The sequence below is a fragment of the Bradyrhizobium sp. 164 genome (assembly GCF_023073715.1).
Taxonomy (GTDB): Bacteria; Pseudomonadota; Alphaproteobacteria; order Rhizobiales; family Xanthobacteraceae; genus Bradyrhizobium.
The window spans coordinates 117,721-140,421 of sequence record NZ_JADPKA010000029.1; the positions used below are offsets into that span (position 1 = coordinate 117,721).

General features: G+C 63.9%; 17 protein-coding genes. 3 read left to right on the forward strand and 14 right to left on the reverse strand.

What is annotated here, in order from left to right; all coding sequences use genetic code 11:
* Positions 1 to 418: 418 nt before the first annotated feature.
* The 9 genes from IVB01_RS11680 to topA form a co-directional block, all read right to left on the reverse strand.
* On the reverse strand, positions 419 to 2,188 hold the full coding sequence (locus IVB01_RS11680; RefSeq protein ID WP_247277005.1) for an adenylate/guanylate cyclase domain-containing protein: 1,770 nt from the start codon (positions 2,186 to 2,188) through the stop codon (positions 419 to 421).
* Positions 2,189 to 2,524: 336 nt separating this feature from the next.
* Positions 2,525 to 4,780, reverse strand: coding sequence for a glucans biosynthesis glucosyltransferase MdoH (gene mdoH / locus IVB01_RS11685; protein WP_346015465.1), 2,256 nt, complete (start codon positions 4,778 to 4,780; stop codon positions 2,525 to 2,527).
* Positions 4,663 to 6,123 (reverse strand): glucan biosynthesis protein G, encoded by a 1,461-nt coding sequence (locus IVB01_RS11690; protein WP_247277181.1) that lies wholly within the window; start codon positions 6,121 to 6,123, stop codon positions 4,663 to 4,665. The genes mdoH and IVB01_RS11690 overlap by 118 nt, the downstream gene beginning before the upstream one ends.
* A gap of 456 nt (positions 6,124 to 6,579) precedes the next feature.
* Positions 6,580 to 6,747, reverse strand: coding sequence for a 50S ribosomal protein L33 (gene rpmG, locus IVB01_RS11695; protein ID WP_007603295.1), 168 nt, complete (start codon positions 6,745 to 6,747; stop codon positions 6,580 to 6,582).
* A gap of 124 nt (positions 6,748 to 6,871) precedes the next feature.
* On the reverse strand, positions 6,872 to 8,197 hold the full coding sequence (locus IVB01_RS11700; protein ID WP_247277007.1) for an LLM class flavin-dependent oxidoreductase: 1,326 nt from the start codon (positions 8,195 to 8,197) through the stop codon (positions 6,872 to 6,874).
* A gap of 249 nt (positions 8,198 to 8,446) precedes the next feature.
* A complete protein-coding gene (locus IVB01_RS11705) occupies positions 8,447 to 9,199 on the reverse strand; it encodes an NUDIX hydrolase (RefSeq protein WP_247277008.1) in 753 nt (250 codons plus the stop codon).
* A 32-nt stretch (positions 9,200 to 9,231) separates the two neighbouring features.
* Positions 9,232 to 9,672 carry a DUF983 domain-containing protein gene (locus tag IVB01_RS11710; RefSeq protein WP_247277009.1) on the reverse strand — a complete coding sequence of 147 codons (441 nt, stop codon included), beginning with the start codon at positions 9,670 to 9,672 and terminating at the stop codon, positions 9,232 to 9,234.
* Positions 9,666 to 12,023 carry a ribonuclease R gene (gene rnr, locus IVB01_RS11715; protein WP_247277010.1) on the reverse strand — a complete coding sequence of 786 codons (2,358 nt, stop codon included), beginning with the start codon at positions 12,021 to 12,023 and terminating at the stop codon, positions 9,666 to 9,668. Before rnr ends, IVB01_RS11710 begins: the two co-directional genes overlap by 7 nt.
* Before the next feature lie 7 nt (positions 12,024 to 12,030).
* Positions 12,031 to 14,781 carry a type I DNA topoisomerase gene (gene topA / locus IVB01_RS11720; RefSeq protein WP_247277011.1) on the reverse strand — a complete coding sequence of 917 codons (2,751 nt, stop codon included), beginning with the start codon at positions 14,779 to 14,781 and terminating at the stop codon, positions 12,031 to 12,033.
* Between the two features lie 228 nt (positions 14,782 to 15,009).
* Here topA and IVB01_RS11725 point away from each other — a divergent pair, with 228 nt between their 5' ends.
* A complete protein-coding gene (locus IVB01_RS11725) occupies positions 15,010 to 15,249 on the forward strand; it encodes a hypothetical protein (RefSeq protein ID WP_247277012.1) in 240 nt (79 codons plus the stop codon).
* Positions 15,250 to 15,414: 165 nt separating this feature from the next.
* Here IVB01_RS11725 and IVB01_RS11730 read toward each other — a convergent pair whose 3' ends face one another.
* The gene (locus IVB01_RS11730; RefSeq protein ID WP_247277013.1) at positions 15,415 to 15,885 is read right to left on the reverse strand and encodes a helix-turn-helix domain-containing protein; all 471 of its coding nucleotides are present in this window, start codon (positions 15,883 to 15,885) and stop codon (positions 15,415 to 15,417) included.
* 122 nt (positions 15,886 to 16,007) lie between these two features.
* On the opposite strand from IVB01_RS11730, the gene IVB01_RS11735 reads away from it, so the two are divergent.
* On the forward strand, positions 16,008 to 16,781 hold the full coding sequence (locus IVB01_RS11735) for an SDR family oxidoreductase (protein WP_247277014.1): 774 nt from the start codon (positions 16,008 to 16,010) through the stop codon (positions 16,779 to 16,781).
* Positions 16,782 to 16,852: 71 nt separating this feature from the next.
* Here IVB01_RS11735 and dprA read toward each other — a convergent pair whose 3' ends face one another.
* On the reverse strand, positions 16,853 to 17,995 hold the full coding sequence (gene dprA, locus IVB01_RS11740; protein ID WP_247277015.1) for a DNA-processing protein DprA: 1,143 nt from the start codon (positions 17,993 to 17,995) through the stop codon (positions 16,853 to 16,855).
* Between the two features lie 91 nt (positions 17,996 to 18,086).
* Here dprA and IVB01_RS11745 point away from each other — a divergent pair, with 91 nt between their 5' ends.
* On the forward strand, positions 18,087 to 19,331 hold the full coding sequence (locus tag IVB01_RS11745; RefSeq protein WP_247277016.1) for an amidase: 1,245 nt from the start codon (positions 18,087 to 18,089) through the stop codon (positions 19,329 to 19,331).
* On the opposite strand, the gene IVB01_RS11750 is transcribed toward IVB01_RS11745, so the two are convergent.
* The 3 genes from IVB01_RS11750 to IVB01_RS11760 form a co-directional block, all read right to left on the reverse strand.
* Positions 19,323 to 20,537: a patatin-like phospholipase family protein gene (locus tag IVB01_RS11750; protein ID WP_247277017.1), complete on the reverse strand. Its 1,215-nt coding sequence runs from the start codon at positions 20,535 to 20,537 to the stop codon at positions 19,323 to 19,325. The genes IVB01_RS11745 and IVB01_RS11750 overlap by 9 nt on opposite strands.
* Positions 20,538 to 20,752: 215 nt before the next feature.
* Positions 20,753 to 21,349, reverse strand: a complete 597-nt coding sequence (plsY, locus tag IVB01_RS11755; protein WP_247277018.1) for a glycerol-3-phosphate 1-O-acyltransferase PlsY — start codon at positions 21,347 to 21,349, stop codon at positions 20,753 to 20,755.
* Positions 21,350 to 21,387: 38 nt separating this feature from the next.
* Entirely contained in the window at positions 21,388 to 22,698 is a 1,311-nt protein-coding gene (locus tag IVB01_RS11760) for a dihydroorotase (protein ID WP_247277182.1), read from the reverse strand.
* Positions 22,699 to 22,701 lie beyond the last annotated feature (3 nt).

Here is a 22,701-nt window from a genome sequence, read left to right on the forward strand (position 1 = left end):
ACCCACCCGTCGAAGTTCCTTGTGCGTTTGCGAATGTACCGACAGCTAACAATGCGGCGCTGATCGCCGTTGACAGAAGAATCTTCCTCATGGACGAATCTCCTCCTTGAGAGCCGGCTGGAATGCCGACGCCTCTCAATGCTGACGCGCCATCCAACGTTCCTCACAGGGCGGCCGAACACATGGCTGCTCCGACCACCGCTGCAAAGTGCAGCTTCTTCTTGCCAACCCGGAGCCGTCACACATGGCCCTTGCGCCGTATTGCACCGCCACAGAACCCCGGTCGCTTGCGACCCGCTCGGCTCCTACACCATGGCCTGGCGCATCGGCGGCGCGTTGATCTGGTCAGCTGATGAAGCTAGGGCGGAAGCAAGTGGCAGACCACCCAAACGGATGTCCGTGCCCGTACCACAGTCTATTATCGTAAGTTCGTTACGCCGGCACGGCTTAGTCCGTCCGCGAGGTGTTCGCGATATCTCAAGTCGAGGTATGGAGTTGTTATTTCGAATTGCCGCCGCGGGTCCTTCGGTTGTCGGGATATAAACTCCTGCAGCAAAGGCTGTGCTTCTTCTATGCGTCCAAGTTGCCCCAGGCTCGCAAGAAGGGCTCTGAGAGCGAGATAAGGACGTCGTAGCTGGATCGCTAGTTCGCCGTAATGCACTGCCTCCTCGTAGTTCTCCTGATGGTAATGGGCCAGCGCAACGAAGCTAAGGAAGCTTCCGGCCTGTGGATCGTTCGGATTCAGGCGTAAGCTGCGCAATAACGAATCCAGAGCTTCAGTGAAATGCCCGATATGGACCCGAACCAAACCAAGGGAGAAAAACCCTAATGCGAAATTTGGATTAAGGTCGATTGAACGTTGCGCCTCGGCAAGCGCTTGGGAGTGCATCTGCCTCAATAAGCTGGCCCAACACAGGGCGTAGTGGCAGTAGGGATCGCGGTCGTCGAGCGCGACTGCGCGCGCGGCCGCAGTATAGATGTCCGACACATCTTTCGTGAGATCGCTGCTCCAGCCATACCAAATGCGGGCATTCAGTGTACGGGCAAGCGTCATGTGAGCCTGAGCGAGGTTCGGATCAAGCGCTAACGCCTGTCTTATAAGAGTTATCGCCTCTTCGTGCTCTTCAGGTGCGAGCTGCGAGAAGTGCCACATCGCACGCATACAGCAGTCGAAGGCATCGAGATTCCTGACGCTTTTTCGAAACGCTCGTCTCCCTTCGATCAGCAGCATCTCAGGCTCGATGGCACCGACTACGCTCTGCGTGATCTCGTCCTGAATGGCGAATATGTCGGCCAAATCGCGGTCGAAGCGCTCCGCCCAGAGGTGATTTCCTGTTTGTGCTTCGATCAGCTGTCCCGTGATCCGCACGCGCTGCCCAGCCCGTCGTACACTGCCCTCGAGGACATATCGAACGCCAAGTTCGCGAGCGACCTGTTTCACGTCAACTGCGCGCCCCTTGTACACGAACGTCGAATTTCGGGCGATGACGAAAAACCAGCGGTTATGGGACAGAGCGGTAATTATGTCCTCTGTGATGCCATCTGCGAAATATTCCTGCTCGGGATCTCCACTCATGTTCGAGAACGGAAGTACCGCGATGGAAGGCTTATCTGGGAGTGCGAGCGAACCACCCAGGATGCCGGTACTTACCGGATGCTCAGGTTGCCAATCCACCGAGTAAACCGAGACTGGACGACTGATATTCTTCAGTGAGCGCTGTCCGAGCGGAGTGAGTGCAAAGTTCAGCTTGCCTTCGATCTGATCTCGCACCGTACCTGAAATGCAAATTCCGCCTGGTTCAGCCACCCCTTCGAGTCGCGCAGCGACATTCACTCCATCGCCCAGTACATCATCGCCATCCGCCATGACGTCGCCAACATTGATGCCAATCCGAAACTCCATCCTGCGGTCCTGAGGAAGATCGGCGTTGTGGCGATCAAGAGAGCGCTGGATGGCCACGGCGGCGCGCACCGCCTGGACTGCACTACTGAACTCCGCAATCACGCTGTCGCCTGCGGTCCCAAAAACCCTGCCTGCGTGTTCGGCGATTAGATCGGATATCGTGCGACGATACCCGTCCAAAGTTTGCAAGGTCGCCTCTTCATCCGCCGACATCAGGCGGCTGTAGCCCGCAACATCTGCTGCCATGATCGCGGCCAAACGCCTTGTGATCGGAGGGTTGTTCATGGCTCCGCTCCATCTAAAGGAGCGAGTTTAGCCGAAACCAGCCCGCGGGGTAAGCCGTGCGATCTCGGCTGTCGACGGTGAAGCGGACGACGGGCGGCGCTTGGTTCGATCGCCGCTTGTGGCCCAAGGCCGACGTGGAGCCATTCTGCTGCCACGTCGGCTTCTGCGCGCAAAGCGAATGCGACAATTGCGGAGGCACGCGCCAGTCAACACTCTCGTGCCCCGGACGCAGCGCAGCGTCACTTCCGACGGTGCGCTGCCGAGCCGGGGCCCAAAGCTGCGGCTTTCTGGATCCCGGCTCGGCGCAGCAGCGCTCAGCGGCCCAGGTCGAGCTCTTCAACCAGCTCCATTCTTACCTGCGCGAGGCATCTCAAGGACCCTCTGGAGCAGCGTGGGATGGCCAAGAACGGCGCGCAATTCCGGTTTGTCGAGCCATGCTGCTGCGTCCTCAAAGCTTTGGCATTCCTCGAGCTTGATGGTTGCCGTCGCCAATGGCACGTCGACGGGGCCGAATTTGCGCGGACTGGCAAGCGATAGTGATCCCAAATGCGCGCCTAACAATTCCAGATCCTGGCTGAGCTGGTGTAGTGCCCCGGCCATCGCGGTGGGCTCAGATGCGGCGAGTTCGTTTGCACGGAGCACCACAGCGGGCGGGTTGTTGGTTTCCGGCGTGGCAAAAAGTCCAGGCGTCTTCAGTCGTGCAGACGTCATGAGACCCAACGGGATTGAAAGCAGAAGACCCAGTACGACAGGCGACATCCAAAGCAGCAGGGGCAGAGAGACCGCGTAGGCACTGAGCGATAGCGCCAATCCGCAGAGCGTAGGGCCGGCGAGCTTGCGATAGATTTCGCCGCGAGCCAGCTCGCCATCGCTCCGGCGCTGCACCTGCCAGCCGGCGTCCCGACCAGCTAGAATTTCAAACACGGCCTTGGTCTGGAGGATCATCATGCATGGAGCGATCAAAGCCGCAAGAAACGTCTCGCAAGCGACTCCGGCCAGTACGCGAGGACTCCTTGCGAATCCGATCCGCTCTTTTCGATTGCCGATCAGCACCAGGTAGGCGAGCAGCTTCGGCAGGATCAGAAGTCCCATTGTCGCTGCAAAGACCCGGGCGGCAAGCACCGGGTCCTGTTGCGGCCAGGTCGGAAACAAACTGAAGCCTTTGGGAAAATACTCCGGTCGGATGAAATGCGCCTGCAGTGCAATCAGCAGGCCGAGTACCAGGAATAGAAACCACAGCGGCGCGGTGACATAGGAGCCGATGCCCGTAAGCAAATGCAACCGCGAGACCCAATGTAGCCCGCGGGCGGGCAACACCGCCAGATGCTGAAGGTTACCCTGGCACCAGCGGCGATCTCTTGCCGCAAAGTCCAGCAGTGACGGCGGGACTTCTTCGAAGCTGCCGCCAAGGGCCGGTGCCAGATAGATTTTCCAGCCCGCGCGGCGCATCAACGCGGCCTCGACAAAATCATGGCTTAGGATGTGACCCCCGAAAGGCTTACGACCGCTCAGCTCCGGCAGGCCGGCCTCCGCAGCGAACGCCTGCACCCGGATGATGGCGTTGTGGCCCCAGTAATTGCTGTCGCCACCGTGCCACCAGGCATTGCCGGCTGCAATGATGGGGCCGTAAACACGCCCCGAGAATTGCTGCAGCCTACTGAAAATTGTGCGCGCGTTGACGATGACCGGCTGCGTCTGGATCAGCGCAGCAGCGGGATGGGACTCCATCGCGTGGACAAGGCGAACTATTGTGTCGCCCTCCATGAGGCTGTCCGCGTCGAGAACGATCATGTGATCATAGGCCGACCCAAACCTCATGACCCAGTCGGCGATGTTGCCGGATTTCCGCGCGATATTGTTGGAGCGATGCCGGTAGTACAGCCGCGCGGCGCAGCAGGCGCGGCGCAGCCCAATGAACGTCATCTCTTCACGAATCCAGATGTCGGGGTCGCTCGTATCGCTCAGTAAGAACCAGTCGAACTGGTCCCCATATCCGGTAGCTTGAACTGATTCATACATGGCGCGCAGTCGCGCCATGAGATGATGCGGGTCCTCATTATAGGTGGGTAGCAGCATGGCTGTGCGGGAGGTTACACGAGGCAGGGGGCCCGTCGTATCGATCGGCAGACAAGACCGGGTGCGCGTGAGCAGCACGAGGAATCCGGCGAACGCGGACATGAAGGAGAAGGCGACCCATGCGAGCAGCACGAGGAAAAAGCCGAGCAGCATCGCCTCGAGGAAGGTTACACCGCCAACCTTCACCACGTCATACATGCCGTAGCCGCCTGCAAGCGTCAGCACCCCAGTCCCGACAAAAATAAAGAGGCGGCGGAGCGTCAAGGCGGTGCCCGAATGTACCGGCGACGGGTTAGCCTCAGTCGCGCGATCCAGCCGGCACGGCAGCATCGGCATCGGGCTTTCTGGCGGGAGGAATGTGCTGCCAGGTGCGTCCGGCGACGGCGTCGGCGACGGCCTCAGGGCGTCCATCGATAGGTCCACACTTCGGAGACTGGCGCTTCGTTTTGCGCCAAGAAAGCTCGTAATTCGATGGCGGCTTGCTTCTTGACCGAGCATTGGAAGCTCAGACGCCATCCGCCTGTCATGGGATTAGGTTGCGTGACGATGTTGCTGATTTCGGCTTGTGCAGCGGTCACCACACCTTTGATGGTCTTGGCATCGATGCCTTTGAGTCGCTCCCCCATCAGTTCCAGCACGAACAGTTTGCTATCATCTCCCCGGCTTCCGATCGCCGTTCGCGTGAACCGTGCGAGCGCCTCCGGTTTGGGGGCGTCCGGACCCCAGTGCAGCCGATAGGTGAAGATGTGTTCGCTTTTGGCGGTCAGCGGGTGCTTGGGTTGCCAGAGCGCTGCGATGTTATCGTGAATCTCCTCCTTGGTAGGTATCTCGAATAATTTCACCGCTCCTTCGCCCCAATCTCCGATCGGCTCGAACCATAGACTTGGGCGCTTTTCGAAGTTGGATTCGAGATCCTGATAGGCGAAGAAGTTCCTCTCCCGCTGCATCAGTCCGAAGCCGCCCGGATTGACATCGGCAAAGCTGCTGACCTGCAGATCGTGCGGATTGTTGAGGGGACGCCAGAGTTGCTCACCTCTGCCGTTGAAGATCGCAAGTCCATCCGAGTCGTGAACCGCGGGGCGGAAATCGTCAAAATCTTTGCGATCGTTCGGCCCGAAGAAGTACATGCTGGTCATAGGCGCGAGCCCGGCATGCTCGATGTCTACCCGGGGATAGAGAACCATCTCGACGTCGAAAACCGTGCTTTGGCCTGGCCGGATCGTGAATCGGTAGCTTGCGGCCGCGCTCTTGCTGTCCAGCAGCGCGTGCACCACGATGGACGAGGCATTTGGCGTCGGCTTCTCCAGCCAGAAAGCCTTGAACACCGGGAATTCTTCGCCCTTGCTCTCGCCGGTATCGATCGCTAGCCCGCGCGCCGACAGGCCATACGTCAGTCCTTTCGCGACTGCTCGAAAGTAACTGGCGCCCAGGAACACACAAACTTCATCGTAATAATCCGGCCTGTTGATCGGCGCGTGAATGCGGAATCCGCTGAACCCGATGTTGACATCCGGCCATTGTCCGAGACCCTCTCCGAACGAGAAGTCGTCGCGCCGATACGGGATCGGTATGACGCTCCTATTCACCACCTGAAAAATGTCGACCCGGTTCTTGTAGAAAAAGCCGCGGTGAAAAAATTGCACTTCGAACGGTAGCTTCTCATCACGCCACAACGCCTTCTCAGGCGCGAAGCGAATTGATCGGTATTGGTCGTAGTTGAGATTCTTCAGTGCATCCGGCAGCTTCTCGTCGGCAGGCGCGAATGATTTCGCGGCAAGCGCGCGGGCAAGTTCGCGCACGTAGGATGGGCTGAATGGCTGGGCGGGCCCCGTCTCAGCCTTCCCTGCACGCAGTAGCATGTTGGCAACTGAGAACGCAGCCGATACGCGAAGGACTTGCCGGCGGTTCACGCTCACGTCTCCCGGTTCGAAACAGGTGGGAAAACGGCCTATGTTCCCCGGAGTTCCGTGCGGGTAGGAGGATCTGCCACTGGTGACTTCAGCAGAATGTTCGAATGGACTGAGGAGGGGATTTGAAGCAAGACTGGCGTGAACTGCGGGGCAGCTCTCGCGGCTGGTCTGCCAACTGCCGGAGCTCGCGGTGTTTGGCGTTTCCCAAGTCCGCACGCTCAGATTAGCTCAGCTCTCGCGACCCGGACGCAGCGCAGGGTCATCTCGGTGGTGTGCTGCAGAGCCGGGCCCATGGCCCTGGATCGCTGTGTGGCTTGCTCAGGCGCTGCAGCGCGCCGAGGGCGAGAGCCAAAATAAAACGGGGCCCTGAAGGGCCCCGCAAAGCTCTGCAACGCTGCGCCGAACTTACTTGATCTTGGCTTCGCGGAATTCGACGTGCTTGCGCGCGACCGGGTCATACTTCTTCTTGACCAGCTTGTCGGTCATGGTGCGCGAATTCTTCTTGGCGACGTAGTAGAAGCCGGTGTCGGCCGAAGACACGAGCTTGACCTTGATGGTGACCGCTTTGGCCATGTTCAAAACCTCAGGAATGAAGGAAATCTGGAGCCGGCCAAACGGCCCGCGTTGGCCGGCAACCTAGCCAGAAACCGCCTGATGTCAAGGTTTTAGGGGGCAGAAACCACCCAAATCGGCCCGATCAGGCCTCGAAGAAGCGGTTTTTCGGCCGCGGCAGGCCCAGATTCTCCCTCAAAGTGGCCCCTTCATACTCTTTGCGGAAAATCCCGCGGCGCTGCAGCTCCGGCACCACTTTGTCGACGAAATCGTCGAGACCGGCGGGCAGGAACGGGAACATGATGTTGAAGCCGTCGGAGCCGCGCCCGACAAGCCATTCCTCCATCTGATCCGCGATGGTCTTGGCCGTGCCCACGAACGAAAGGCCCCCATAGCCGCCGACGCGCTGGGCAAGCTGGCGCACGGTGAGCTTTTCGCGCGCGGCGAGATCGACCATGCGCTGGCGACCGCTCTTGCTGGCGTTGGTCTCGGGAATATCGGGGAGCGGGCCGTCCGGATCGAAGCCGGAAGCGTCGGTGCCGAGAATGACGGAGAGCGAGGCGATGGCGCTGTCGTAATGCACGCGGCTGTCGAGCAGCGCGCGCTTCTCCTTCGCCTCATCAACGCTGTCGCCGACCACGACGAAGGCGCCGGGAAGGATCTTCAGGTGCTCGGGATCGCGGTCGACCTTCGCCATGCGGCCCTTGATGTCGGCATAGAGCTTTTGCCCGTCGGCGAGGCTGCCGCCGCCGGTGAACACGGCCTCGGCCGTCTCTGCCGCGAGCTGCCTGCCATCTTCGGAGGCGCCAGCCTGCACGATCACTGGCCAGCCCTGCACGGGGCGGGCGATATTGAGGGGACCGCGCACTTTCAGATATTTGCCCTGGTGGTCGAGCGTGTGCATCTTCGCGGGATCGAAGAACAGGCCGGTCTCGACGTCGCGCACGAACGCATCGTCGGCGAAGGAGTCCCAGAGCCCGGTGACGACGTCGTAGAACTCGCGGGCGCGCTTGTAGCGTTCGGCGTGCTCCATGTGATCGTCGCGGCCGAAATTGAGCGCCGCGTCCGGATTCGAGGTGGTGACGATATTCCACCCCGCACGCCCGCCGCTGATGTGATCGAGCGAGGCGAAACGGCGCGCGACGTGATAGGGCTCATCGAACGTGGTCGATCCCGTAGCGATCAGGCCGATGCGCTCGGTGACGGCCGAGAGCGCCGACAGCAGCGTGAACGGCTCGAACGAGGTCACGGTGTGGCTGCGCTTGAGCGCGTTGATCGGCATGTTCAAGACGGCGAGGTGATCGGCCATGAAGAAAGCGTCGAACTTGCCGGCCTCGAGCTTGCGGATCAGCGTCTTGATGTGGCCGAAATTGAAATTGGCGTCAGGCCAGGCGCCGGGATAGCGCCAGGCGCCGGTGTGGATGCTGATCGGGCGCATGAACGCGCCAAGCTTGAGTTGCCGTTGTGCCATCGCCCGCTATCCGTTCTTGGTGACGCTCGGGAACACATAGGCATGCCGGGCAACTCCGCCATTGGGGAGGGCGGAAAGAATTTTTTGTTTTTCGATGTGGGCTCAGTAAATTCGCATCATTCCGGGGCGCCGCGTAGAGGCGAGCCCAGAATCCATCGAGCCGTGGAGACGATGGAGAAATGGATTCCGGGCTCGCGCTGCGCGCGCCCCGGAATGACCAGAGGAAAGAGCCGCGCCGTGAATGACGGCCTAGCTCAAAACATCCTTCTGCATCTTGCCGCCGTAGAAATGGAAGAACGGCACCGGTGCATCGTGGCGGAGCGGGCCGGTGGCAAGGCGGGTGTCGAGCTCGTTGAGCACGTTGCGTGTCATCGGATGCAGGTCTGCGAGTGGTTTTGAGCCGAGCTCGACCCAGACCAGCTCGACCAGCTCGGCATCGGCATGGATCACGCCCTCGACGCGATGGGTGATCGCGGAAGCATCCGCGGTAAAGAAGCGGGTGTCGAAGCGCTTGACGCGGCCGGGCGGAGTGATGGCGCGGGCGATCAGGAACAGGCCGGAGGGATCGGGCAGCAGGCCGGCATCCGCGAATGGCTTCCAGGGGCCCTCGAGCTTCGGCGCCTTGCCTTCAGCCTTGCGGCCGAGGCAGAGACCGGTCTCCTCGCAGGCTTCGCGAATCGCGGCAATGGCGAGCGATTTGGCGCGCGAGGGAGGAGTCTTCGGGCTGCCCTTGGCGAGATTGGCTTCGAGCTCCGCGGTGATGGGGGCGGCGCAGGGCACGCGATAATCGGCCTTGTCGACACGGCCGCCGGGGAAAACGAACTTTCCGGGCATGAACACCACCTTGTCGTGGCGCTTGCCGACCAGCACTTTGGGAATAGGCCCGCTGCGATCGACCAGGATCAGTGTCGCTGCATCCCTCGGACGAAAATAGGGATGGTGGTCGGCTTCCTTCTCCTCGTGAACTTTAGCCTTCTCCTCTGCCGGCGAAATATCCGTCATGTCCTCACCCAAACCGCTCTTGTTTGTTTTGCTTACACAGGCGGAATACCATCGGGAGGGTTCTCGTCAAACCCGTGCATGCGCAGAGCCCATTGCAAGCCGACCACAGCTCCCTTGACGGGCTGCAACAGCGCGAGCGAGGCGAGGAAGGTAAAAGGCAGATAGGCCACGAAACTGAGCCACACCGGCGTCGTGTAGTTGGTCTCGATCCAGAGGATGGCCGGTACCACGATGTGGCCGACGATGACGATCACGAGATAGGCGGGCAGATCGTCGGCGCGATGCGGGGTGAAATCGAGGTCACATTTGGCGCAATTGTCCGCCGTCTTCAGAAAGGCGCGGAACAGCTTTCCCTCGCCGCAGCGCGGGCAGCGGCCGCGAAAGCCATGCTTCATCGCAGCCCACACGTCGCGCCTCTCGACAAGGCCGGTCTCGCGCGTCCAGATCTTCGGCGCCGTGCTCATCGTCACCATGCCTTGCCCTTCTGTCCCTTGCTTTTGCTCTTGCTTTTCCCCTTGGCCTTCTTGCCCTTGCCGGATGTCTTCTGTTTCTCCGGCCTGCGCTTCTTCTCGGGACTGCGTCCCGGATGCGGCGTCGACGATTTGCGCTGCGGGCGGAACGGCCTGCGTTCGCGGGAGCCGGTCTCACCGGCCGATGACAGCAGCTCGAAGCGCAGCGCTCCTGCGATGGGAGCCGCTTCGATCAGACGAACGTCGACGACGTCACCGAGCTGATACATGGTGCCGCTGCGCGTGCCGACCAGCGCGTGGCGGCTCTCGTCATAGTTGAAATATTCCGTGCCGAGGGATCGGATCCGGATCAATCCGTCGGCGCCGGTCTCGGCGAGCTTGACGAACAGGCCGGCGCGGGTGACGCCGGAGACGCGGCCCTGAAAACTCGCGCCGATGCGGTCGGCGAGATGGTGCGCGATCAGGCGATCGACGGTCTCGCGCTCCGCCTTCATCGCGCGCCGTTCGGTGAGCGAGATATGGGCGGCGACTTCACCGAGAGATTCGGGCGTCGCGCTGTCGGGCAGGGCGCCTTCGCCGAGGCCGAGCGCGCGGACCAGCGCGCGATGCACGACGAGATCGGCATAGCGGCGGATCGGCGAGGTGAAGTGCGCATAGCGGCGCAGGTTTAGGCCGAAATGACCGTAGTTTTCCGAAGAGTATTCCGCCTGGGCCTGCGCGCGCAGCACGACCTCGCTCACCAGCGGGTAATAATCGTGGCCTTCGAGCTGGGCCAGCACGCGGTTGAACAGCGTCGGGCGCAGCGCACCTGATTTCGTGAAGGGGACGTCCAGTGTCTCCAGGAACTCGCTGAGGGCGTGGACCTTCTCCAGCGTCGGCTCGTCGTGCACCCGGTAGATCAGCGGCAGCGATCTCTTCTCCAGCATCTCGGCCGCGGCGACGTTGGCGAGGATCATGAACTCCTCGATCAGCTTGTGCGCATCGAGACGCTCCGGCACGACGACGCGGTCGACCGTTCCGTCGCTCTTCAAGAGGATCTTGCGCTCGGGCAGGTCGAGATTGAGCGGATCGCGCTCGTCGCGCGCGCGCTTGACGCAGGCGTAAGCCGCGTAGAGCGGCTTCAGGATCGGATCGAGCAGCGGGCCCGTGGTATCATCGGGCCGACCGTCGATCGCAGCCTGTGCCTGCGCATAATGCAGCTTCGCCGCCGAGCGCATCAGGATGCGGTGGAAGCTGTGCGAGCGCTTGCGGCCGTCGGGTCCGATCACCATGCGCACCGCCAGTGCGCCGCGCGGCTCACCCGGCACCAGCGAGCAGAGATTGTTGGAGATGCGCTCGGGCAGCATCGGCACGACGCGGTCGGGGAAATAGACCGAGTTGCCGCGATCGAGCGCGTCGCGGTCGAGCGCGGTGCCCGGCCGGACATAGAAGCTCACGTCTGCGATGGCCACGTTGACGATGAAGCCACCCTTGTTGTTGGGATCGTCGTCGGGCTGCGCGTGGACCGCGTCGTCGTGATCCTTCGCATCCGGCGGATCGATGGTGACGAGCGGCACGTCGCGCCAATCCTCGCGCCCTTTCAGGTTCGCAGGCTCCGCCGCCTCCGCCTCGCGCTCGGCCGCGGGCGAGAATTGCAAGGGGATGTCGTGGGCGTAGATCGCGATCAGGCTGATCGCCTTCTCCGACTTCACCGAGCCGAGCCTCTCCTTGACGCGACCGGAGGCCAGGCCAAAGCCGCGCGAGCGGACGATGTCGACGCTGACGAGGTCACCGTCTTGCGCGCCTTGTGTATCGGTCTTCGCGATGTTCAGCTCGCGGTCGGCGAACTTCTTGTCGACGGGAACGAGTCGTCCGCCGCCTTCGGAAAGACTGCGGAAGACGCCGAGGATGCGGCTCTTGGCCTTGTCGATGACCTTGATGATGCGGCCGCGATAGGCGGGACCTGCGTCCTCGTCCGAGCGCTCGACGCGCAGCAATGCGCGGTCGCCGACACCGGCGGCCGTGCCAGGCTTGGGCCGGCGCGGCATCTCGATCAGGATTTTTGGCGGCTCGCCGCTTTCGACCTCGTCCCATTCGGCGGGGGAGGCGATCAACTCGCCGTCGGAGTCGCGGCCGGTGATATCGGCGAGCAGCGTCGGCGGCAGCGTGTCGGGCTCGGAGACCTTGTGGCGCTTCTTCTTGATGATGCCGTCGTCGCCGAGCTCGCGCAGCATGCGCCTGAGCTCGGCGCGATCGGCGTTCTTCAGGCCGAACTCGCGCGCAATTTCGCGGGTCCCGACCTCTCCGTGGTTTGCCTTGATGAAGGCGACGATGGCTGCCCTGTCGGGAAAGCCATGGTCATTCTTGCGTTTCACTTAACCTCTAATTCTTGCCGGCACTCTTCTTGGCCGGGGCCTTGGTGGCGGCCGCCTTGGTCGGCGACGTCTTGGCAGTCGACGAGACGGCGGCGCGCGCCTTGCTGGTGGATTCGGTTTTCGATTTGGCCGGGGCTTTCTTCGCCGCCGGTTTCTTCGGCTTCGGCGCGGCGTCCTCGCCGTCCGCAGCCTTCTCAGTAGTCTTCTTGGCCTTGGCAGGCTTTGCCGCCTTCTTCGCCTTGGTCTTGCTGCCGCCCTTGGCCGCGCGTTCGTCGATCAGCGCGATCGCCTGCGGCAGCGTGATGGCATCCTTTTCGAACTCGGCCGGGATCGTCGCGTTGACACCGCCTGCGGTGACATAGGGGCCATAGCGGCCGCTCTTCACGGTGACGGTGCCGAGCGTCGGATGGTCGCCGATCGTCTTGCCGGGATCGGCGCCGAAGCGGCGGCTCGGGCCCTTCGCCGCCTTCTCGGCGATCAGCGTCACCGCGCGGTTGAGGCCGATGTCGAATACTTCGTCGCCGGCTTCGAGACTCGCATAGGTCTTGTCGTGCTTCACGAACGGCCCGAAGCGGCCGAGGCCGGCGGTGATCGGCTGCCCCGTCTCTGGGTGCTTGCCGATCTCGCGCGGCAGCGACAGCAGTTTCAGCGCAAGCTCGAGGTCGACATCGCTGGGCGAGGTGCCCTTCGGAATGCCCGCGCGCTTCGGCTTCTCGCCTTCCGCATAATCCTTCTGCTCGCCGAGCTGGATGTAGGGGCCGAAGCGGCCGGCCTTGACCCAGACATCGAAGCCGGTGTCGGGATCCTGGCCGAGCGAGCGGTCGGCGCTAGCTTCCCCATCGGCGGCGAGCTGGCGGGTGTAGCGGCATTCCGGATAGTTCGAGCAGCCGACGAAGGCGCCGAACTTGCCGGCCTTGAGGTTGAGCCGGCCGGTGCCGCAATTCGGGCATTGCCTGACGTCGCCGCCATCGGCGCGCGGCGGGTAGATGTGCGGGCCGAGCATCTCGTCGAGCACGTCCAGCACCTGCGCGACGCGCAGGTCCTTGATCTCGTCGACGGCGCCGATGAAGTCGCGCCAGAAATCCTTCAGCACCTCCTGCCAGGAGATCTCGTTGTTGGAGATGCGGTCGAGCTGCTCTTCGAGGCCGGCGGTGAAATCGTATTCGACATAGCGGCTGAAGAAGCTTTCGAGGAACGCGATCACGACGCGGCCCTTGTCCTCGCCGTGCAGGCGCTTCTTCTCCAGCTTGACGTAGCCGCGGTCCTTCAGAACCTGGAGGATCGAGGCATAGGTCGAGGGACGGCCGATGCCGAGCTCTTCCATGCGCTTGACGAGGGATGCCTCCGAGAAGCGCGGCGGCGGCTCGGTGAAATGTTGGGTGACGGCGAGCGACTGCCGCTTCAGGGCTTCGCCGGCGCTCATGCCGGGCAGGCGGCGGGAATCCTCGTCCTCCTCGTCGTCGCGCCCTTCCTGGTAGAGCGCGAGGAAGCCGTCGAACTTGATGACTTGACCGGTGGCGCGCAGCTCCAGCGTACGGCCGCCGGCCTTCGCGGTGATGTCGACCGTGGTGCGCTCGAGCTCGGCCGCTTCCATCTGGCTTGCGATGGTGCGCTTCCAGATCAGCTCGTAGAGTTTCGCCTGGTCGGAATCGAGCTTGCGGCTCATGCTGTCGGGCCGGCGCGACAGATCCGTCGGGCGGATCGCCTCGTGCGCTTCCTGGGCGTTCTTGGCCTTGGCCTGGTACTGGCGGGGAGCGTCCGGCACATAGGCGTTGCCGTAATCCTCGCCGATCACCTTACGCGCCTGGGTGATCGCTTCAGGTGCGATCTGCACGCCGTCGGTACGCATATAAGTAATGAGTCCGGTGGTCTCCCCGCCGATGTCGATGCCTTCATAGAGCCGCTGGGCGATGCGCATCGTGTGCGCCGGCGCAAAGCCGTATTTGCGGCTGGCTTCCTGCTGCAGCGTCGAGGTGGTGAAGGGCGCCTGCGGATTGCGCCGCGCGGGCTTGGCATCGACCGCGGTCACAGCGTAGGCGGCCGCTTCCAGCGCCTTCTTGAAGTCGTCGGCTTCCGCGCCGGTGCCGATGTCGAGGCGCTGGATCTTCTTGCCGTCGGCGCCGACCAGACGGGCCTCGAAGGCATCGCCGCGCGGGGTCAGCAGGGTCGCGACCAGCGACCAATATTCGCGCGCGACGAACTTCTCGATCTCGAGCTCGCGATCGCAAACGAGGCGCAGCGCCACCGACTGCACGCGGCCGGCCGAGCGCGCGCCCGGCAGCTTGCGCCACAGCACGGGGGAGAGGGTGAAGCCGACCAGATAGTCGAGCGCGCGGCGCGCCATATAGGCATCGACCAGGGCGCCGTCGATCTGGCGCGGATGCTTCATCGCGTCGGTGACAGCCTGCTTGGTGATGGCGTTGAACACCACGCGCTCGATCTTCTGGTCCTTCAGCGCGCGCTTTTCCTTCAGCACTTCGAGCACGTGCCAGGAGATGGCCTCGCCCTCACGATCGGGGTCGGTGGCGAGAATCAGGCGGTCAGCGCCCTTCAGCGATCTCGCGATATCGTTCAGCCGCCCGGCGGCCTTGGGGTCGACCTCCCAGATCATCTTGAAATTGGCGTCAGGATCGACGGAACCGTTCTTGGCGGGAAGGTCGCGGACATGGCCGAACGAAGCCAGGACCTCGTAGGACGAGCCCAGATATTTGTTGATCGTCTTGGCTTTCGCCGGCGACTCCACAATAACGATATTCATGTAGTTCCAGTAACTTACGGGAAAATCTTGGGCCGAAAACCAAAGGATTCGGGTCGGCCGTTTCGACCCGAACATGGGTGGTGAGGCCGTCCCTGTCAAATCGGGGCGTGTTGAAGGCCGCCGCGGTAGGAAAAGTTTCATATCGAAAAAGTTGCAAAATACCACCTTGGAGTTGCGATCGATGTCGGCGTAAGGTTTCTGCGGGGCATGGATTCGGGGTGGGGTCTGGTGGCTAAGCCAGCAAGGAAACGGGCGCGCGCCGGATCAGGCGCGCCGGGAGGCTCGCGCAACGAGGAACCGGGGGAAGGCGGGGCGGATGAGGCGGTCGCCTTCATCGCGGAGCAGACGGCCGCCCTGCGCAAGCTCGCCGAGCGCCACAAGCTGCACATGTTGCATTATTTATTGGGCATGACCCAGCTCGAGGCCGACGAGCATCTGAGATTGCGGACCAAGCGCAAGCTATCGTGAGATTCTAAAGTCGTCTCGGCGAAGCTGGGACGCATAGGACGTGAACTATCGAGAGTGCGCACCATCCGCACCGGCGGAGGATCGCTGCCTGTCTTCGCCAAACTGCTCCCGGTGGTTATGGGTCGCGTCGCCGGGACGACGTTGAGGAGAGATCGTGCGCGACGGCTATCCCGCCGCCCTTCGCCGCGGCGCCGGCCGCGGTTTCAGCGTGGTATCGGCCGGCGAGAGCAGGCGGCCGTCCTCGGCGCGCAATTCGAGTTTCTTCACCGGGCGGCCTTTGGCGCGATCGACCAGAATGGTCGCGATCTCGTCGGGGTGGTCGTCGAACTCCTCGCTCCATTGCCGTAGCGCGACCAGCACCGGGAAGGTGCCGCGGCCCTTCGGCGTCAGCACATATTCCTGGTAGGCGCTGCCGTCGGAAGCGGGGGCGGTCGCCAGAATGCCGTGCTCGACCAGTGACCGCAGGCGCGCGGCCAGAATGTTCTTGGCCATGCCGAGCTTGCTCTGGAATTCGCCGAAGCGCCGCACGCCGAACAGTGCCTCGCGGATGATCAGCAGCGACCACCAGTCGCCAAGCGCCTCCAACGACCGTGCGATCGGGCAGGAATCGCCGTCGAAGCTCGTTCGTCTCACCATTGTCTCTCGTCCTGTCGCGTTCGCCCGCGTGCCGCGCCGATCACGCGCTTGTGTGGTTGCATCATAAAACCATTTGTCTTAGATGACAACTTAGTTTCATAATGCAACTACTGGAGGCGAGCGTGAGATTGAAGAACAAGACGGCCCTGATTACCGGCGGCAACAGCGGCATTGGCCTTGCGACTGCAAAGCTGTTCGTGGCCGAGGGCGCCAAGGTGGTGATCACCGGCCGCAACAAGGGGACGCTGGAGGCCGCTGCGAAAGAGCTCGGGCCGAACGCGCTTGCGCTGGTTGCCGACGCCACCGACATCGCCGCGACGGAGGCCGCGATCAAGAAGGGCGCGGACAGGTTCGGCAAGTTCGACATCGCCTTCGCCAATGCCGGCATCGCCGGCGGCACGCCGCTCGGCTCAGCCACGCTTGAGGTCTTCGAGACCGTGATCCGCACGAACCTCACCGGCGTGTTCTTCACCGTTCAATCCGCGCTGCCCTACCTCAACGACAATGCCTCGATCATCCTCAACGGCTCGGTGATCTCCGTGCTCGGCATTCCCGGCTACTCGGCTTACGGTGCCGCGAAGGCCGGCGTTCGCGCGATGGCGCGGACCATGGCCTCGGAACTGTCGCCGCGCGGCATCCGCGTCAACGTGGTCGCGCCGGGCGCGATCCGCACACCGATCTGGGGACCTGCGGTGGCGACGCCCGAGGCTGAGAAGGCATTCGAGAGGCGCATCGCGCTGTCGACGCCGCTGGGGCGCATGGGCGAAACGGATCACGTTGCGAAGACCGTGCTGTTCCTCGCTTCCGATGATTCCGCGCATGTGCAGGGCCAGGAGATCTTCGTGGACGGCGGCGCGGTCGCATCTCCGAGCGGCGCGCCGATCTATCGGGGCTGATTGCTCAAGCGAACTCGATTCCCTCTGGCGCAACTCGGCTGTTGCGCCGGACGGTTCAGCGGCCGCGAGCCCTAGAGCAGCGACACCAATCCGCCGCCGTGCCGTTCGAGCCGGCCCGCGAGCTCGAGCTCCAACAGCACGGTGCGCACGATTGCGGGCGAGGCGCCGGACATCCGCACGAGATCGTCGATCGAGATCGGGGCAGGCCCGAGCAGGGCGGTGATCTGGTCGCGGTCGTGGCCTTGCGGATCGCGATCGAACGGCTCGCTGTCGGGCTCGCCTGCGGGATGCATCAGCGGCCGCTCCATGATCGGCTGCACCGCGTTGATGATGTCGGCGGCCTCGGTGACGAGGGTTGCGCCCTGCTTGATCAGATCGTTGGTGCCGGCGGCGCGCGGATCGAGCGGCGAGCCGGGCACGGCGAATACCTCACGGCCCTGTTCGGCCGCCATGCGCGCGGTGATCAGCGAGCCCGAGCGGTGCGCCGCTTCCACCACGACCACGCCGAGCGAGGCACCGGAGATCAGTCGGTTGCGGCGGGGAAAGTCGCGGGCGCGCGGCTCGTGGCCGAGCGGCATTTCGGAGATTGCCGCGCCCTCATGGTCGAGGATCGCTGCGAGCAAATCGGCATGTTCGGGCGGATAGATGCAATCATGCCCGCCGGCGAGCACGGCGATCGTGCCGCCTTCGACGCTCGTGCGATGCGCGGCCTGGTCGACGCCGCGGGCGAGACCCGAGATGACGACAAAACCGGCTTCGCCGAGCTCGCGCGCAAGCTGGCCGGCAAACTTCAGCCCGGCGCCGGAAGCATTGCGCGAGCCGACGATCGCGATCATCGGCCGCATCAAGCTTTTCGTGTCGCCGCGCACGGCGAGCAAAGGCGGTGCATCGTCGAGCGTTGCGAGCCGCGCCGGATAGCCGTCTTCACCGGGCGCGAGCCAGGCGATGCCGAACTTGCGGCTTGCGGCGAGCTCGGCCTTGGCTTCGTCGGCGCTACAGATGCGCCCCGACCGTGCCGCGCCGCCGCGGCGCGCCAGATCCGGCAGCCGCTCCAGCGCGGCGCGCGCGGTGCCGAAATGGTCGACCAGCGAACGGAAGGTGCGCGGCCCGACATTGTCGGAGCGGATCAGCCGCAGGCGGTCGATCCGCTCAGATTCGGTCAGCTCCACGCTTGGATTGATGGCGTCCACGGCGTCTCCTTGCAGGCACAGCATGGAACAACCTGAGGGCGTTGCGCAACAGTGACGTGCGCTTGCGCGACCGCGCCCCGATGCTAAAAGCGATGCCAATAAGAAGGATTTTGCCATGATCTCACTCGCCGACCTCCAGCGCCGCATCGAAGCGGGGGAGCTGTCGCCCGATTCCGCGATCGCGCAATCGCATTCGGCGATCGAGGCCAAGGAGAAGGACGTCCGCGCCTTCGTTCGCCACGACAAGGCTGCGAAGGCGCAAAGCGCCGGTCCGCTGCGCGGCATCGCGGTCGGGATCAAGGACATCATCGATACCGCCGATTTCCCGACCGAGATGGGCTCGGAGATCTATCGCGGGTGGCAGCCGCGCTCGGATGCGCCCGTCGTGATGATGCTGAAGCGGGCCGGGGCCACCATCATCGGCAAAACCACGACCACGGCGTTCGCCTCGCGCGATCCCACCCCGACGCGCAATCCGCATAATCTCGGCCATTCGCCGGGCGGCTCATCCTCCGGTTCGGCGGCAGCCGTCGGCGCCGGCATGATCCCGCTGGCGCTGGGCACCCAGACCGGTGGCTCGGTGATCCGTCCCGCCGCCTATTGCGGGACCGCTGCGATCAAGCCGTCGTTCCGCATGCTGCCGACGGTCGGTGTGAAGTGCTACTCGTGGGCACTGGATACCGTCGGCCTGTTCGGCGCGCGCGTGGAAGATCTCGCGCGCGGGCTGTTGGCGATGACGGGGCGCGGCGAATTCTCCGGCATTGCCGCCGCGACGTCGCCGCGCATCGGCGTGGTCAGGCAGGAATTCGCCGGCGCAGTGGAGCCGGCGGCCGAAGAGGGGCTGCAAGCCGCGATCAAGACGGCGACGCGCGCCGGCGCCAGCGTCCAGACCATCGATCTGCCCGAAGCGGTGCAGGAGGCCTGGCGCATCCATCCGATCATTCAGGATTTCGAGGCGCATCGCGCGCTGGCCTGGGAGTTTTCCGAACGCCACGACGAGATCGCGCCGATGCTGCGTGCCAGTCTCGATGCGACGGTTGGCCTGACGCCGAAGGACTATGACGAAGCGCGGCGGATCAGCCGCCGCGGCCGCCGTGAACTCGGCGAGCTGTTCGAAGGCGTCGACGTGCTCCTGACCTATTCCGCGCCGGGCACCGCGCCCGCCAAGGAGCTCGCGACCACGGGCGATCCCCGTTACAACAGGCTCTGGACCCTGATGGGCAATCCTTGCGTCAATGTGCCGGTGCTGAAGGTCGGCGGCCTGCCGATCGGCGTGCAGGTGATCGCGCGTTTCGGCAACGATCCGCGCGCACTTGCGGCGGCCTGGTTCCTGGAGGAGGCGCTGGCGAAATCAGGCTAGCGCAGGTTCGGGGGCAGCAATGCGATGGCCGGATGCAGCCGGCGCTGCGCTGTTATCTGCACCTTGCTTCAGCCAGCGCTCGGCGGCCTCGCGGCCGCTCCGGTGCAGCAGGCGAATGAAGCCGCGGCCGAGATCGGTGGATGAGCGCTGCGCCAGCCCGTCAACGGAATCTTCTGCCGCGATCCTGGTGAGCCGCAGCGACGGCGCGGCTTGCGACTGCGCCCATTCGATCGCGGCGATCTCGGCATTGAGGGCGGCGTTGGCCGCGATCTGGTCGAGCCGGCGGTCGATCGCGGCGAGTGTGATCGGTACGTAGCTGTCGCGCGCCGGCGTGACCTGGACGAGCAGCACATCGGCGGTCGTCGCGTCCTGCGCCAGGCGCAGCAGCGGCGGGTTGCCGCCAAGGCCGCCGTCCCAATAGGCTTCGCCGTCGATCTCGACGGCGCAGTGGACGAGCGGCGGGCAGGTCGAGGCCAGCGCGACGTCGGTGGTGATTGCCTCGTTGCGGAAGATCTGCTGCTGGCCGTCGCGGATCCGCGTCGCTGCGATCAGAAGCTTCGGGCAGTTCGGATGGCGCAGAGCGGCGAAATCGATGTCGCGCGACAGCGCCTGCCGCAGCGGATCGAGATCGAACGGATCAAAGTGACCGGAGCGCAGCGTCGGCCCGAACGCGACCGAGCTTCCCGCCGGCGAGAAGCCGCCGACCAGCATCAGTGCGCGGAACGAAGCTTCGTGCATCAGCCGGAGCCAGAACCGATTCAGCCGGGCGCGGGCGCCTTCGCGGCCACCTTCGGCAAAGCCGGAGCCGAGCAGCAGCGCGTTAATGGCGCCGGCGCTGGCGCCGCTGATGGTATCGATCGCGATGTCAGGCTCTTCCAGCAGCCGCTCGAGCACGCCCCAGGTGAAGGCCGCAAAAGTGCCGCCGCCCTGCAGCGCCAGCGAGAGTTTTCGCGGCGGCCATTGGGCGGAATGTGCACGCGCGGTGACGACCGGTAGAGTCTTCCTCACCACGATATCGAGTGGAGCGTCGGCTTTCGCGAGGGGCTCAGGCTGCGGCGCCTGCGATGAAATGGGCGCAGGCGTGTCGACAGGCGGCGAGGGCGCATCGGACCAGATATTGGTCATCGAAAGCAGTCGGCTCGCTGCGGTGCCGGAAGCACCCCGCGAACCAACCCCGTCATGCGCGCCGACAATCTTCTCGCTCATTCTGAGCAACCGCCATCATTTCCACTGTCGGGATGACAGGCTGTCAGGATGACAGGCTCGGGACCCGCTTGCCAATACAACCGTGATTCGGCCGCAAGTTGCGAACAGGATTTTGGCATATAATGCAGAAGGGCCGTTTCGGTATCCGTAGATGCCCGGCTTTGGATTCTTGTTCTGACGCGTTTTCTTGACGCGAACCGGCATCCACTTCGGCTCTAGGCCTTCTCGCCGATCCGGCTTTCCTTGCCCGCTTGCAAGCGCTTGATGTTCTCGCGGTGCGCGTAGAACAGCAGCAGCGTCAGCACTGCTGACAAAGCAGACAATGCCAGGTGCCCGAACCACCACAGGAACATCGGCGTGATGAACGCCGCCACCAGCGCCGACAGCGAGGAATAGCGGGTGGTGAAGGCGGTCGCCAGCCAGAGCAGGCAGAACACGACGGCGCCAGGCCAGAACAGGCCGAGCAGGATGCCGATGTAGACGGCCACGCCCTTGCCGCCTTTGAACTTGAGCCAGACCGGGAAGAGATGGCCGAGGAACGCGCCGAGCCCGGCCACCATGGCGGCATTGGGACCTGCGAGGTAGCCGGCGATCACCACGGCCACGGTGCCCTTGAGCGCGTCGAACAGCAGGGTGCCCGCGGCAAGGCTCTTGCGTCCCGTGCGCAGCACATTGGTGGCGCCGATGCTGCCTGAGCCGATCGAGCGGATATCCTGCGTGCCCGCGAGCTTGGTGAGAATCAGCCCGAACGGGATTGAGCCGAGGAGATAGCCGATGACGAAGGCCACCGGCAGGAATGCTTCAAGCCCCATGGCGGCATCTCCAAAGACTGGGTCTCCGTGCCGAACGATCACCCATGTCCGACATACTCGTAGACCGTCCGACCGCCGACAATGGTGCGCACGACGCGGCCTGTAAAGCGGGCCTCATCAAACGGGGTATTCTTACAGGGCGATTTCAGGTCGGCCGGATCGACCACCCACGGCGTATCGGGGTCGATCACAATGACGTCCGCCGGGCTGCCGACGCGCAACGTTCCGCCTGGTAGCCCGAGCAGCTCGGCCGGCCGCGTCGACATTGCGCGGATCAGCGTCTTCAGTTCCATCTCGCCATTATGCACGAGGCGGAGGCCCGCCGGCAGCATGGTCTCGAGCCCGACGGCGCCGGGGGCGGCTTCCGCGAACGGCAAGCGCTTGACCTCGACGTCCTGCGGATTGTGGTCGGACATGATGACGTCGAGAAGCCCGGAGGCGAGCGCCGCCACGACCGCGCGGCGGTCGTCCTCGGTCCGGAGGGGCGGCGACAGTTTCAGGAACGAACGGTAGGGCCCGATGTCGTTCTCGTTCAGCGCCAGATGATTGATCGAGACCGAGGCGCTGACGGCGAGCCCGGCGTCGCGGGCGCGCTCGAGGATCTCCAGGGAGTCAATGCAGGTCAGCGACGCCGCGTGGTAGCGGCCGCCGGTGAGTGCAACGAGTCGTAAGTCGCGCTCCAGCATGACGGCTTCGGCGGCATTCGGGATGCCCATCAGGCCGAGCCGGGTCGCGAACTCGCCCTCGTTCATCACGCCTTCGCCCACGAGGTTGGGATCCTCGGTGTGATGCACGATCAGCGCGTCGAAGTCGCGGGCGTAGGTCAGCGCGCGTCGCATCACCTGGGCGTTGGTCACGCTTCGGTCGCCGTCGCTGAAGGCGACCGCGCCGGCGGCCTTCAAGAGGCCGAACTCGGTCATCTCCTCGCCGAGCATGCCCTTGGTCAGCGCCGCCATCGGCTGGATATTGACGATCGCGGTGTCGCGGGCTCTGCGCATCACGAAGTCCACCGTCGCCGAATTGTCGATGACCGGCGAGGTGGCGGGCTGGCAGATGATGGTGGTGATGCCGCCGGTCGCGGCGGCCTGGCTCGCCGAGGCAAAGGTCTCGCGGTGGCTGAGACCGGGCTCGCCGACGAAGGCGCGCAAGTCGATCAGGCCTGGCGCGACGATCTTGCCGGAGCAGTTGATGATGTCGGTGCCTTCAGGCACGCCGGCTGCGCCAATGCCGCGGCGGGTCTCGCGGATGGTGCCGTCGGCAATGAGGACGTCCCCGATGCCGTCGAAATCCCTAGAGGGGTCGACGACGCGGGCGTTGGCGAGCAGGATGGGGCGGCGGTCGGTCAGCATCGG